Annotated in this window: 10 protein-coding genes; 4 read left to right on the forward strand and 6 right to left on the reverse strand. The window is 71.2% G+C overall.

Annotated features, from left to right (window positions below):
* Window positions 1-113: 113 nt before the first annotated feature.
* Window positions 114-2528 carry an MMPL family transporter gene (locus ACFXGX_RS21270; RefSeq protein WP_384793503.1) on the reverse strand — a complete coding sequence of 805 codons (2415 nt, stop codon included), beginning with the start codon at window positions 2526-2528 and terminating at the stop codon, window positions 114-116.
* Between the two features lie 160 nt (window positions 2529-2688).
* Here ACFXGX_RS21270 and ACFXGX_RS21275 point away from each other — a divergent pair, with 160 nt between their 5' ends.
* From ACFXGX_RS21275 to ACFXGX_RS21285, 3 genes are all read left to right on the forward strand, one after another.
* The gene (locus ACFXGX_RS21275) at window positions 2689-3378 is read left to right on the forward strand and encodes a response regulator transcription factor (RefSeq protein ID WP_384793398.1); all 690 of its coding nucleotides are present in this window, start codon (window positions 2689-2691) and stop codon (window positions 3376-3378) included.
* Entirely contained in the window at window positions 3375-4835 is a 1461-nt protein-coding gene (locus ACFXGX_RS21280) for an ATP-binding protein (protein WP_384793401.1), read from the forward strand. The genes ACFXGX_RS21275 and ACFXGX_RS21280 overlap by 4 nt, the downstream gene beginning before the upstream one ends.
* A gap of 196 nt (window positions 4836-5031) precedes the next feature.
* Window positions 5032-7062, forward strand: a complete 2031-nt coding sequence (locus ACFXGX_RS21285) for a sulfatase-like hydrolase/transferase (protein WP_384793404.1) — start codon at window positions 5032-5034, stop codon at window positions 7060-7062.
* 67 nt (window positions 7063-7129) lie between these two features.
* Here ACFXGX_RS21285 and ACFXGX_RS21290 read toward each other — a convergent pair whose 3' ends face one another.
* The 3 genes from ACFXGX_RS21290 to ACFXGX_RS21300 all read right to left on the reverse strand — a co-directional run bounded on the left by ACFXGX_RS21290 (window position 7130) and on the right by ACFXGX_RS21300 (window position 10485).
* Complete coding sequence (locus ACFXGX_RS21290) at window positions 7130-8686, reverse strand: ABC transporter substrate-binding protein (protein WP_384793407.1); 1557 nt, start codon at window positions 8684-8686, stop codon at window positions 7130-7132.
* A 145-nt stretch (window positions 8687-8831) separates the two neighbouring features.
* On the reverse strand, window positions 8832-10226 hold the full coding sequence (locus tag ACFXGX_RS21295) for a metallophosphoesterase (protein ID WP_384793410.1): 1395 nt from the start codon (window positions 10224-10226) through the stop codon (window positions 8832-8834).
* Window positions 10227-10242: 16 nt separating this feature from the next.
* The gene (locus tag ACFXGX_RS21300; RefSeq protein WP_384793413.1) at window positions 10243-10485 is read right to left on the reverse strand and encodes an SCO4848 family membrane protein; all 243 of its coding nucleotides are present in this window, start codon (window positions 10483-10485) and stop codon (window positions 10243-10245) included.
* A gap of 112 nt (window positions 10486-10597) precedes the next feature.
* Between ACFXGX_RS21300 and ACFXGX_RS21305 the strand changes: the two genes are divergently transcribed.
* Entirely contained in the window at window positions 10598-11920 is a 1323-nt protein-coding gene (locus tag ACFXGX_RS21305) for a D-alanyl-D-alanine carboxypeptidase family protein (protein ID WP_384793415.1), read from the forward strand.
* Here the strand turns inward: ACFXGX_RS21305 and ACFXGX_RS21310 are convergent.
* Both ACFXGX_RS21310 and ACFXGX_RS21315 read right to left on the reverse strand, forming a co-directional pair.
* Window positions 11874-12890, reverse strand: coding sequence for a YihY/virulence factor BrkB family protein (locus ACFXGX_RS21310; RefSeq protein WP_384793418.1), 1017 nt, complete (start codon window positions 12888-12890; stop codon window positions 11874-11876). The genes ACFXGX_RS21305 and ACFXGX_RS21310 overlap by 47 nt on opposite strands.
* Complete coding sequence (locus ACFXGX_RS21315; protein ID WP_384793507.1) at window positions 12878-13330, reverse strand: GtrA family protein; 453 nt, start codon at window positions 13328-13330, stop codon at window positions 12878-12880. Before ACFXGX_RS21315 ends, ACFXGX_RS21310 begins: the two co-directional genes overlap by 13 nt.
* Window positions 13331-13419: the final 89 nt, after the last annotated feature.

The following is a 13419-nucleotide window of genomic DNA, read 5'->3' on the forward strand; positions in this document are numbered from 1 at the left end:
TCGCCGCCGCGCCGCCCCCCCCCCCGGGGGGGGCCACTGTGTCCGCCGGCCCCCCCGGGGGGGGGGCCCCCCCCGTGCGCCGGGACGGTCCGGCGACTGGCCGCCGGGCGGCTTCAGTTGACCGCGTCGGCGTCCACCTCTCCCTGGACCAGCTCCACATCGTGCACCAGCGGCTCGTCGGTCACGGCGACGTGCCGGGCCCGCGCCCCGTACGAACGGGCCGTCGCCGACAGCAGATACGTCCCCGGGGCCGGGACCGAGACGATGTAGGAACCGTCGGCCAGCGAGGTCACCCGGTCGAGCTGCCGGCCTCCCTTGGACAGCAGCGTGAGGACCGCCCCGTCGACGGGCTCGCCGTCCGCGTCACGGACGAAGCCGTGCACGGCCGAGGCACCGCCGCCGGCCGGCGCCGCGTCCTTCGACGGCTCCTCCGCGGGCTCGACCGCCAGATGCGGCAGCCGCTTGTCCAGCCACGCGGGCAGCCACCAGTTGGAGTCGCCGAGCAGATGCATCGCGGCGGGCACCAGGGCCGTACGCAGGATGAAGGCGTCCAGGGCGACCGCGGCCGCGAGGCCGACCCCCGCCATCGCCGCTCCCGCGTCCCCGCTCAGGACGAAGGCGAGGAAGACGCACACCATGATCAGGGCGGCCGAGTTGATGACGCGGCCGGTCTCGGCCAGCCCGACGCGCACCGCGCGCGCGTTGTCCTTCGTGTGCACCCACTCCTCGTGCATGCGGCTCACCAGGAACACCTGGTAGTCCATGGAGAGGCCGAACAGCAGCGAGAGCATGATGACGGGCAGGAACGCGTTGATCGGGCCCTCCTTGCCGAGGCCCAGCAATTCCAGGCCCCAGCCCCACTGGAAGATCGCGACCAGGACTCCGAAGGACGCGGCGGCCGCGATCAGGTTCATCAGCGCGGCCGTCAGCGGGACCACCAGGGAGCGGAACGCGATCAGCAGGAGCAGGAAGCCGAGTCCGATGATCGTGGCGACGAACCACGGCAGCCGGTCGCCGGTGATCGTGGCGAAGTCCTTCGACACGGCGGTGACCCCGCCGACGTGGGCCGTCGCGCCGGCGTCCGGGATCACCCGGTCCCGCAGGGTGTCGATGAGCCGGTCGGTCTTCACCGACTGCGGTGACGTCGTCGGCACCACCTGGATCACCGTCACGCCCTTGGCGGGCGGCAGCGCGGCGACCGCGGCGACCCCGGGCGTGCCCTCGATGCTCTTGGCCAGGGCGTCCGTGTCACCGCCGGTCACGACCACCTGCAGCGGACCGTTGAAGCCGGGCCCGAAGCCCTCGGCGAGCAGGTCGTAGGCCTGCCGGGTCGTCGTCGTGCCGTCGTCGTTGCCCTGGTCGGTGGCGCCGAGGTGCAGCGACAGGACGGGGACCGCGAGGACCGCCATCACGGCCAGCGCGAGGGCGGCGATCGTACGGGGCCGGCGCTGCACGCTCATCGACCAGCGGGCCGCGGCCCCGCTCGCCCGCTCCGGCTCCGGGCCCCGCTCCGCCAGTTTGCGCCGCTGGCGGCGGCTGAGCACCCGGGTGCCGAGGACGCCGAGGAGGGCGGGCAGCAGCGTGGTGGCGGCGAGCACGCTGAACACGACGGTCAGGGAGGTGCCGATGACCACGCCGTCCAGGAAGCGGAGGTTCGTCACGAGCATGCCCGCGAGCGCGATGCACACCGTGCCGCCCGCGAACAGCACCGCCCGTCCGGAGGTGTTGAGGGCGACGACCGCCGACTCCTCGGGCGCCAGGCCCCGCAGAAGACCGCGCCGGTGCCGGGTGACGATGAACAGCGCGTAGTCGATGCCGACGCCGAGGCCGATCAGGGTGGCCAGCAGCGGGGCCAGGTCCGGGATGTCCGTGGTGTGGCTCAGCAACTGCGTGGAGAACAGCCCCGTACCGACCCCGAAGACCGCGATGCCGATCGGGAGCAGCATGGCGAACAGCGAACCGAAGGCGAGGAAGAGGACGACCGCCGCGGCCAGGACGCCGACCATCTCGGCGAGCCCGGTGGGCGGCTCCTGCACCCGCTGGATCGCCTGCCCGCCCAACTCCACCTGGAGTCCGGCCCGTTCGGCACCCTGCGCGGTGTCGACGACGTCCTGCACCAGTTCCTTCGGTACGGCGTTCGCCTGCTCGGCGAAGGTGATCTGGGCGTACGCGATCGTGCCGTCACGGCTGATCTGCGCGGCGCCCCGTTCGCCCTGGTACGGACCCGTGACCTGGCCCACACCCTTCATGCCCGCGATCTCGTCCAGGACGGGCTGGATCCGGTCGCGCACGGAGGCGTCCCCGACCTTGCCGTCCGCGACCTTCCACACCACCGTGTCGGTGTCCCCCGCGCTGTCGGGGAAGGCCTTCTCCATCTGGTCGTACGCACGCTTGGAGTCCGTGTTCGGAAGGGAGAACACGTTCGCGTAGTCCGTGCCCGCGGTGGTCGCCGCGAACCCGAGACCGAACAGCGCACCCACCCACAGCAACAGGACCACCAGCCGGTGCCGATAGCACCACCGCGCCAATGCCGCCACGTTCAACGCTCCTTAGTCGGTCGGTCCCCCAGGTCCTGGTCACCAGGATTCGCGGCCGGGCGGGCGGGTGGACACGACCCGCGCATGACTCTCAAGGAACTCCAAGGAGCGAACGGCCCACGCCGTCAACGGCCCCGCCGATACTGGGGACATGACCGCTCACGAGGCAGCCACCGTGCTCGTCGTCGAGGACGAGCCGAGCATCGCGGACGTCCTGACCATCGCGCTGCGCTACCACGGCTTCGAGGTGATGGCCGCGGGATGCGTCCGCGAGGCCCTGGCACTCGCCGAGCGCACCCGCCCCGACGCGGCCCTGCTCGACGTGATGCTCCCGGACGGCGACGGCCGGGCACTCGGCCGTGAACTGCGCCTGCGGCAGCCGGACCTGGCCGTCGTCTTCCTCACCGCGCGGGACGCGCCCGCCGAGATCGTCGGCGCGCTCGGCTTCGGCGACGACTACATCACCAAACCGTTCAACATCGACGAGGTCGTCGCCCGCATCACCGCCGTCCTGCGCCGCACCCGGTCCGACGACGTCCTGCCCCAGCGCCCGCCCCTGCGCTACGGCGACCTGGAGCTGGACGAGACGACCTACCGCGTCCACCGCGCGGGAACCACGGTCGAACTCACCCCCACCGAGTACGCGCTGCTGCGCTTCCTCGTCCGCAACGGCGGCCGGATCGTACCCAAGGAGCAACTCCTGCGCCACGTCTGGCAGTACGAGCACCCCGCCGAGTCGACGGTCGTCGAGACGTACATCAGCTACCTGCGGCGCAAGCTCGAACCGCTGGGTCCACCGGTGATCCAGACCCGCCGGGGCGTGGGATACGGGCTCGCGTGAACCCGCCCGTCCGGCCCGGCTGCCGCCCCACGCGCCGCAGGCACGGAATCCACTCGCTGCGCGGCCAGCTCACGATCGCGAACGTGGGACTGCTGGCCCTGGGCATCGTGGTGGCGACCGCCGTGAGCCTGATGGGCATGCGGCACTACCTGCTCGACCAGGTGGACGCCCAGCTCATCAAGACCCGTGCGTCGCTGGGCGGTTCGCAGCTCACCATGCGCCAGATCGACTCGCTGAGCGCCCTCGCGTTCGTGCACGAGCGGATCGGACCCGCCGCGGACGAGTCGTCGAAGCCGGAATCGATCTTCGCGGCCGTCGACCGGAGCGGCCGGGCCGTCGAGGTGGCCGGCTACGAACCCACCGACACCCAGCACGCGTTCGCCGCCGCCGTGGGCGACCCCGGCGACCTGGCCCGCGCCGTCGAACCGCGCGACGTCACCGTGCGCGGCGCCGACTACCGGGCGACCGGGACACGGCTCGCCGACGGGACCTACGTCCTGTTCGGCAGCTCGACCGACGGACTGCACAAGGGCATCGCGAAGGCACTCAAGCTCGATCTGGCCGTGGGCACCCTGCTGTTGGCGCTCCTCGCGTGCCTGACGATGTTCAGCGTGCGCCGCCGGATGCTGCCGCTGGAGGCCATGGTGGAGACCTCGTCCGCCATCGCCGAGGGCGATCTGACCCGGCGCGTCCCCTCCAGCCAGCATCCGACCCAGGAGGTCGAACAGCTCCGGCTCGCGCTCAACTCCATGCTGCACCAGGTCGAGTCGGCCTACCGGACGCGCGAGGACAGCGCCGCCCAGCTCCGCCGGTTCGTCGGGGACGCCTCGCACGAGCTGCGCACCCCGCTGGCGGCCATCCGCGGCTACCTCCAGCTCTACGAGAAGGGGATGCTGACCGACCCCGTCGAGCGCAGGCGTGCCTGGGACCGGATGAACGGGGAGGCCGACCGGATGGGCCGGCTGGTCGACGAGCTGCTCACCCTGGCCCGCCTCGACCAGCGGCCCGAGCTGCGCTTCAGGAACGTCGACCTGAGCCGGCTCGTGCGGGACGCGGCCGCGGATCTGCGGGCCCAGCAGCCCGGCCGTCCGGTGACCGTGGAGGCCGACGGCACCCTGCTGGTGCAGGCCGACGAATCGGGGCTGCGGCAGGTGCTGGGCAACCTCGTCGGCAACGTACGCACCCACACACCCGGCGACGTGCCCGTGCGGCTCGGTCTGGAGCGCGCGGACGGCGTCCTGCGGCTGTGTGTCGCGGACAAGGGCCCCGGGCTCTCGGAGGAGGACGCGGCGCGTGTCTTCGACCGCTTCTTCCGGGCCGGCGGCGGCGCGGGCAGCGGGCTCGGGATGGCGATCGTGGAGGGCGTGGTGCGGGCCCACGGGGGAAGCGTCGCGGTCCGGACGGCCCCCGGCGAGGGGCTGGCGGTGACGGTGACGCTGCCGGTGCGGGGCCGGTGACACTTCGGAGTCCGCCGCGGCCGCCGAGGAACCTCTCTCACCCTGCTCTGACCTGCGGAAACGGACTTGGACAGAAGCTGACCGAGGCGGTTGAACACGGGCCGCCGCGGCCCCGTACACCTCGATGAGGGCGCTTCGGCCGCTTCCGATCGGCCCGCCACGCCGCCACCGCGCTTCGCACGGAAGGACCGCCGGGTTGTCGTTCAAAACGAGCTCTCGACAGCTACCGAACACCGACGAGACACCTCCGCGCGACGAGCCGACGCAGGAGCCGCACGCGGACACCGACACCGACACGGACACGGACACCGAGACCGACACCGACACCGAGACCGACACGGATGAGGACGCCGCCGCCTCGGGTGAGGGAGAGGCAGCGGCCGGGGCGGCCCCCGACGTCACCACGACCGAGGAGGCCGCCTCGATCGGTTCGGACGAAGCCTTGGACGCGGCCTCGCCCGCGCCCTCGGACGAGGAGGACGCACCCGGTACTCCGGACGTCCCCGACGCCGTCCCGGGGGACGGGGCCGGGGGCGGCGAGGAGCCTCCGGGGGGCGAGCCGTCCGGGTCCGGCCCGGGGAGCGGGTGGCGGGGCCGGCATCCCGTTACCGCCCGCACCCTCGCCTGGACGACCACCCTCGTCGCCGCCGCGCTCGTCCTGTTCGCGCTGCTCATGCCGAGCCGGTCGGACAGTTTCCGTCCGGCGGAATTCCTGCGGCTCCCCGTGGAGGCGATCTTCGGTGGCGCGCTGCTGATCGTCCTGCCCCGCCGGCCGCGGATCGCGCTGTCGGTGGCCGCCGGGCTGGTCCTCGGCGTGCTGACGATCCTGAACATCCTCGACATCGGCTTCAACGAATACCTCGGACGCGGCTTCAACGTCGTCCTCGACTGGTCGCTGTTCGGTGACGCGCAGGCCTACCTCCAGGACACGTTCGGCCACGGCGGCGCGCTCGGCATCGCGGCGCTGGCCGTGACGCTCGTGATCGCCATCCTGGTCCTCATGACGCTCTCGGTCGTCCGGCTCGGCAACCTGGTGGCCAGGAACACCGAGACGGCGACCCGCACGACCCTGGTCCTGGCCATGGCCTGGGTCACCTGCGCGGCGCTCGGCGTGCAGTACACCGGGGTGCCCATCGCCTCCGAGCACGCCGCGCTGGTCGTCCAGGACAGGGCGGCGCGGGTGCGGAACACCCTGCGGGACGAAGCCGAGTTCGCCAAGATCGCCAAGAAGGACGACTTCGCGAACACACCGCCCGACGAGATGCTCACCGATCTGCGCGGCAAGGACATGATCGTCACGTTCATCGAGAGCTACGGCCGCAGCGCCGTCGAGGACCCGGTCATCGCACCGGACGTCGACGCGACCCTGACCGCGGAGAACGAGAAGCTGACCCGGGCCGGTTTCGCGGCGAAGAGCGGCTGGCTCACCTCGGCGACGTACGGCGGCAGCAGTTGGCTCGGCCACTCGACGTTCCTGTCGGGCCTGTGGATCAACAACCAGCAGCGCTACCGCACGGTGACCGCCGGCGACCACCTCTCCCTGATCAGCGCCTTCAAGAGGACGGGCGACTACGACACCGTGGGCGTCATGCCAGGCATCCAGAAGGGCTGGCCCGAGCAGAAGTTCTACGGCATCGACAAGCTCTACGACGCCTTCCACCTCGGGTACAAGGGACCGAAGTTCAGCTGGTCGACCATGCCCGACCAGTACGCCCTGACCGCGTTCGAACGCCTGGTGCACAGCAAGAAGCACGACAAACCGCTGATGTCGACGATCATCCTGACCTCCAGCCACCAGCCCTGGGCGCCCCTCCCCAGGACGGTCCCCCAGGACCAGGTCGGTGACGGCTCGGTCTACGACGCCATCCAGAAGGCCGGCAAGAAGCCCGGCGACATCATCACCAGCTCACAGAAGTCGAAGGTGGAGTACGGCAAGGCGATCTCGTACTCGGTGACGAGCCTGATCGACTACCTGGTGAAGTACGGCAACAAGAACACCGTGCTGATCTTCCTCGGAGACCACCAGCCGATAGCGCGGGTCAGCGGCAGCCACGCCAGCCGCGACGTGCCCGTCTCGATCGTCGCCAAGGACCCCAAGGTGCTCGACAAGATCGCCGACTGGGGCTGGACGGACGGACTCCAGCCCGAGCACAACGCCCCGGTGTGGAAGATGAGTTCGTTCCGCGACCGCTTCCTGACGGCGTACGGATCCACGCCACACCCCTAGGTCGGACACGGCCTAGGTCCCCCGGCCGTGACGCGGACGGCCCTGGTTCCCGGGGCCGTCGTCATCGTCACAGCCAGTTCAGTCGCCAGAGACGGAAGACCCCGGTCCCGTCGGACAGGTACTGGCCGCCGCTGATGTCCTCGGTGCTGATGACGTAGTCCTTGCGCTGCCACAGCGGAATCAGCGGGACGTCCACCGCGACGCGCGTCTGCAGCCGGTGGAACGCGTCCGCCGTGCGGCTTCGGTCGGCGTCGTCCTGCGTCTCCTTGATCAGCCGGTCGACCTCGTTGTTGGTGTAGCCGTTCTTCATGCTGTTGCCGGTGCCGACGAGCTGCGCGCCGAAGGTGTCCGCGTCGGGATAGTCGGCGACCCAGCCGACCGCCCAGGCGTCCAGCCCGCCCTCCGCGTACTTCTTCTGGAACTCGGTCCACTCGAACCCCTCGGTCGTCACCTTGAAGAGTCCGTCGGCCTCCAGTTGCCGCTTGAGCTCGGCCGCCTCCTCGCCCGCGGCACCCCGTCCCTCGGCGAACCCGTAGGTGAAGCGCACGGGCAGGGAGACCCCGGCCTCGGTCAGCAGGGCCCGCGCCTTCTTGGGGTCCGGTTTCGGGTAGGCGTCGAAGAACGAGGTCGCGTGCCCGGTGATACCCGCCGGGATCAGCCCGTACAGCGCGTCGGTGGTTCCGCGGTACGTCCGGTCGACCAGCTCCTGGCGGTCGATCAGCGAGGCGAGTGCCTGCCGGACCCGCCGGTCGTGCAGCGGCGAACTCTCGCGCACGTCGAGGACGAGGTTGCGGGTCTCGGCGCTGTCGGCCTCCGTGACGCGCTGCGCGGGGTCGCTCGGCGAGAGCGCGGCGAGCACGGCGGGCGGTAGCTGACGGGCCACGACGTCGAGCTCCTTCGCCCGCCACGCCACCTGCAGCGCCTCCGAGTTGGCGTAGTAGCGCAGCACGACGGGGCTGCCGGGGCCGTCGACGGCACCCAGATAGCGGGGGTTGGGGGCGAGGACGGCCTTCGAGCCGTGCGCGTACGTCTTCAGGACGTAGGGTCCCGTGCCGTCGACACCGGAGCCGGTGCGCAGGCTGCGCCTGGGGTAGCGGGTGCTGTCGACGATCGACCCGGCGCCGGTCGCCAGCTTGAACGGGAAGGTCGCGTCGGGCGAGGACAGATGGAAGACGACGGTCCGGCCGCTCGCGTCCACGCTGCCCAGGGTGGACAGGAGTGAGGCGGGCCCGACCTCGTCGTTGATGCGCTTGACGCGGTCGAAGGAGAACTTCACGTCCTCGGCGGTCATCGTGCGCCCGCTCGGGAACGCCAGGTCGTCACGGAGCGTGCAGCGGTACGTGCGCAGGCCCGTGTCGCTGAACGCGCAGCTCTTGGCGGCGTCCGGGACGGGCTTGGCGCCGCCGGGCTCGAAGGTGAGCAGCGACTGGAAGACATTGCTGAACAGAGCCCAGGATCCGGCGTCGTAGGCGCCGGCCGGGTCGAGCGAGGTGACGGCGTCCGTGGTGCCCACGGTGATGGTGCGGTTGTCGTTCCCCTTCGCCGGCAGGAGCTGCCAGCCGGCCACACCCGCGCCCGCGACGACGAGCAGCGCCACCAGAATCCATAAGCGAACCGATCGCATCGGTGCCCTCCCCAGGCGCCCCGCACACCACTCCCTTAGTGGCGCGGATCACCTAATCACAGGAGTTTCGACCGGGGAGGCGAATCGGGAAAGTGCCCAGGACCGACGAAAATGATCTTTTCCGCCCCTCTTTCACAGGGGATTCTCAGGCTTCGCGTGAGGCCAGCTCGACGACCGTGATGTCCGAGGGCGCGCCGACCCGGGTGGGCGGCCCCCAGGCTCCGGCGCCCCGGGAGACGTAGAGCTGTGTGTCGCCGTAGCGGTCCAGGCCGGCGACCGTCGGATTGGCGGCGGCCGCTATGAGGTTGCCCGGCCAGAGCTGTCCGCCATGGGTGTGTCCGGACAACTGGAGGTCGACCCCGTGGCGTACCGCTTCATGAATCTGTACTGGCTGATGTGCGAGGAGCACACAGGCGCGTGTCGTGTCGCGGTCTCCGAGCGCCTTGCCGAAGTCGGGTCCCTGTCCCTCGCTCTCGCCCTGGAGGTCGTTCACTCCGGCGAGGTCGAATCCGGCCAGCTCGGTCCGCGCGTTCTCCAGGGGATGGATCCCCAGCTCCCGCACCTCCTGGATCCACTGCTCGGCTCCGGAGAAGTACTCGTGGTTCCCGGTGACGAAGTAGGACCCGTGCCGTGCGCGCAGCCCGGCGAGCGGTGCGGCGGCGGGGCCGAGGTTCTTCACGCTGCCGTCGACCAGGTCGCCGACGACGGCGATCAGATCGGGCTGCGTGGAGTTGATCGTGTCGACGACCTTCTGCGCGAATCCGCGTCCGAGCACCGGTCCGAGGTGGATGTCGCTCACGACGGCGATCCGGAAACCGTGGGCGGACCGGGGCAGTCTGGCGAGCGGCACGGTGACCCGCTTCACCCTGGGCCCGCGCAGCACGCCGTACGTCCCGTGGCCCACGGTCCCGACGGCGACGGCCGCGGCCGTTCCCCCCACGACCCGCGAGACGAACAGCCGCCGCGAGGGCGCGGGCACGGCTTCCGCGGTTTCAGCGGGCCCCGCCGGTCCAGTCGGCTCAGCCGGTCCAGCCGAGCCCGCCGGTCCAGCCGAGCCCGCCGGTTCCGGCGCCTCCGCGGGTCCGGGCCGCTCCTTCCCCGCCGGTGCCACGCCGGAGGCGGATCGCGCACTCTCGCGCGGCTCCGCACCCTCGGCGGCCACGGCGGCCACGGCGGCCACGGCGGCCACGGCCCCGACGGTCTCCTGCCGCCGGGCCGCCCTGCGCGCGTCGGCGCGGAGCAGGAGCGGTCGCACGAGCTCCCCGGCCAGCAGCGCCAGTACGAGGTAGAGGCTCAGCGGCATCCACAGGAAGCCGGGCCAGGCCAGCGTCCGCTGGAGCGCGAAGGGGGCGCCCGCGCGCTCGGCCACGAGGGCGCCGACCATCAGCAGCGGCCCGGCGACGAAGAGGACCGTGCCCAGCCGGCGGGCCGGTCCGGGCCCGCTCGTGGTGTCCCGTACCAGCCGGCGCCAGGCGTACCAGTGCAGGCCGCCGAGCACGGCCAGCACGGTCAGGCCCACCAACACGAACAAGATGACCATGACGCCGTACCCCCCGTTATGACGTCTGGCGCAAAGCGCGTACGCCGCGCAACCCGATGACCCCGACGGCCGTCCCAAGGACAAACGACACGACGGCGAGCGTCAGATGCACCCAGAAGTACGCGGTCGGACCGCCCGCGTCGTCGAACGCGAGCCCACTGGCGTCTTTCCAGAGATTCTTAGCGAAAGTGACCCAAATGACCCAACTCCACACCCCGAAGGCGAGCAGGAACCAGGACACGGGGCGGCTGAGCTTCATGCGTTCAGTATCGCCGTCGGCCAACGTGATCCGGCGCCGGGGTGGAGAGGGCGAGACGGCTCCCCCGAATGGTGACGGGAATTCCGGTCACAACCCCTGTACTTTCTCGATCGTGCCCGCCTCGAAAAAGACCATTCGACGATCCCTGTTGATCACTTCCGCCACTCTGCTGACCGTTTCCCTCGGCGCGCCCGCGTTCGCCGACACCGATGACGCGAGCCCGACGGCGAGCCCCACCTCCTCCCCGTCGGCCACGCCCCCGGCGAACATGTCGAGCCTCGGCGGCGAGCGGCTCGGCCGGCCGGGCAACCAGGTGGACCTCGGCACCGGCGCCCCCGTCCTGCCTCCGGACATCACCGCCCGTTCCTGGATCGTCGCCGACGCGGAGTCCGGCGACGTCCTGGCCGCGCACAACGCGCACTGGCGGCTGCCTCCCGCGAGCACGCTGAAGATGCTGTTCGCCGACACGGTGCTGCCCAAGTTCCCGAGGAGCACCTCGCACAAGGTGACCCCCGCCGAGCTGGCGGGCATCGGCGCGGGCTCCAGCGTGGTGGGCATAAAGGAGAACCAGACGTACACCGTCCACGACCTGTGGCTCGGTGTCTTCCTGAAGTCCGGCAACGACGCCGTGCACGTGCTGTCCGCGATGAACGGCGGCATCCCCGAGACGGTCCAGGACATGCAGGCGCACGCGGACGACCTCCAGGCCCTCGACACGCACGTGGTGAGCCCGGACGGCTACGACGCCAGAGGCCAGGTGTCGTCCGCCTACGACCTGACGCTGTTCGCCCGTTCGGGGCTCCAGAAGAAGGACTTCCGGGAGTACTGCTCGACGGTGCGGGCCGCCTTCCCCGGCGCGACGACCGGGAAGACGGCCGGGAACAAGAAGGGCACGTCCGCCCGCGCGTCCGCCGAGATCCGGAACACCAACCGGCTGTTGTCCGGAGACAGCGACATCACCCCGTACCAGGGCATCGCGGGTGTGAAGAACGGCAACACCACCAACGCGGGCGCCACGTTCACGGGCGTCGCCGAGCGGGGCGGCAAGGTGCTGCTCGTGACGGTCATGAACCCGGAGAAGAAGGAGCACAACGAGGTCTACAAGGAGGCCGCGCAACTGCTCGACTGGGGGTTCCAGGCCGCGGACAAGGTCCAGCCGGTGGGCGAACTGGTCGCGCCCAAGGGCGTGGACACCACGGCCCAGCCGGGCGCGAACGCGTCGGACGGGTCGAGCCCCGGCACGGGCTCCGGTACGGGCACCGCGCACACCTCCACGAAGCCGGTGGCGGCCTCCACCGCGGCGGCGAAGGGCGGTTCGAGCGGCATCGGCATCGCGCTCGGCCTGACGGGCGGTTTCCTCGCCCTGCTCGCGGCGGGCGTCTTCCTCGTCAACCGCCGCTGGCCGCTGCCGGACCTGATGCGCCGCCGCCGTTGACCGCCCGGGACTCGGGCGGCTTCGTCGCGCTCTTCGGATCCCCCGAGTCCCCCCGGTCCTCCGGGCCCGCCGGTTCGCCGTCGCCGGCCGGTTCGCCCTCGCCGGCCGCCTCCCGGTCCTGGCCCTCGCTGGGTGTCGCCGTCCAGGCGGCGGAGTACAGGAGCAGTTTCGAGGTGAAGTTGATCCACAGGAGCAGCGCGATCGGCACGCCGAAAGCCCCGTACATGCTCTTCGACGCCACACCCCGCATGTAGCCGCTGAGCAGCAGCTTGAGCAGCTCGAACCCGACGGCGCCGATCAGCGCGGCCACGATCAGCCGGCGGCGCGGCGGCTCCACACCGGGCAGCAGGGTCAGCACGTACAGCAGGACCAGGAAGTCGGCGAGCACGGCCACCGCGAAGGCGACGAACTGGAGCAGCGTCGTCCCCCAGCCGTGCTCGTCGAGGCCCATGTGCCGCGCGGACCAGCCCATCGCCGTGGACGCGAGGGTGGAGACGGCGATGGTGAGGAGCACGGCGCCGCCGAGACCGACGAGGACTCCGCCGTCCTTGATCTTGCGCAGAAGCGGGTTCTCCTCGCTGTCGGGCAGCTCCCAGACCGCGCGCAGGCACTCCCGCATGGAGCCGACCCAGCCGATGCCGGTGACGAGCAGCAGGGCACCCGCGACGAGCCCGATCGTGCCGGCGTTCTGCACGAGGCTGTTGATGTCGAGCTGGTCGGAGATGCCCGGCACCTGCTCGGCGAGCTTGTCCTGGAGGTCCTTCTGCTGCTGTGTGCTCAGCGTGGCGGCCCCGACCGCCGCGGCCACGGTCAGCAGCGGGAACAGCGCCACGAAGCTGATGAAGGTCATCGCCGCGGCGAGCCGCGTCCACTTCACGCGGTCGAGCCGCTCGTACGACCGCCACGCGTGCGTCGCCATGAGGCGTACGACCCAAGGTCCCACGCCGGGAATCTTTTTCAGCCAGTCCATGATCCGACTCTGCCCTCGCCTCGGAAAACAAGTGACCGGGTACCCCAGAATCGCAGGACCGTGGCGAGCGCCATACCGACTCCCGCGCCGGAGACGGTGTCCGCGCGCGATGAGGTGAACCCGAGCCCGTAGTGACTGACGGCGATGCACAGCAACTGCACCAGCGCGCCCGCGATGTTCACCCCGAAGAAGATCAGGTATTGCCGCGGTCCCCTCGCCGCCGCGTGCCGGTAGGTGCCGAGCGCGTTCCCGGCGTACGCCACCGAGCAGCCCGCGAGGAAGGACAGCGCCTTGGCCGTCAGAGGGCCGAGACCCACCGGGCCGCGGAGCCAGACGAACAGGCCGAGGTCGGCCCCGTAGGCGAGAACCCCGACCGCGGCGAAGCCGAGGAGCTCCCGCAGGAACCGCCGCCGCGGGAAGGCCTCCTCGCGGGCCGTCACCCGTTCCGCGACGGCGGACTCCGAGGCGGCGGGCGCCCCGGAGTCCGCGCCGTGGCCGGCGAGGAGAGCGGGGCCGGGCCGGTCCTCGG

It is taken from the genome of Streptomyces sp. NPDC059371 (assembly GCF_042751995.1).
Lineage (GTDB): Bacteria > Actinomycetota > Actinomycetes > Streptomycetales > Streptomycetaceae > Streptomyces.

What these genes read in the sequence shown, in the direction of transcription:
- ACFXGX_RS21310 (WP_384793418.1), bottom strand. Translation starts at nt 12,890, where the DNA reads ATGGACTGGCTGAAAAAGATTCCCGGCGTGGGACCTTGGGTCGTACGC.
- ACFXGX_RS21275 (WP_384793398.1), top strand. Translation starts at nt 2,689, where the DNA reads ATGACCGCTCACGAGGCAGCCACCGTGCTCGTCGTCGAGGACGAGCCG.
- ACFXGX_RS21290 (WP_384793407.1), bottom strand. Translation starts at nt 8,686, where the DNA reads ATGCGATCGGTTCGCTTATGGATTCTGGTGGCGCTGCTCGTCGTCGCG.
- ACFXGX_RS21300 (WP_384793413.1), bottom strand. Translation starts at nt 10,485, where the DNA reads ATGAAGCTCAGCCGCCCCGTGTCCTGGTTCCTGCTCGCCTTCGGGGTG.
- ACFXGX_RS21295 (WP_384793410.1), bottom strand. Translation starts at nt 10,226, where the DNA reads ATGGTCATCTTGTTCGTGTTGGTGGGCCTGACCGTGCTGGCCGTGCTC.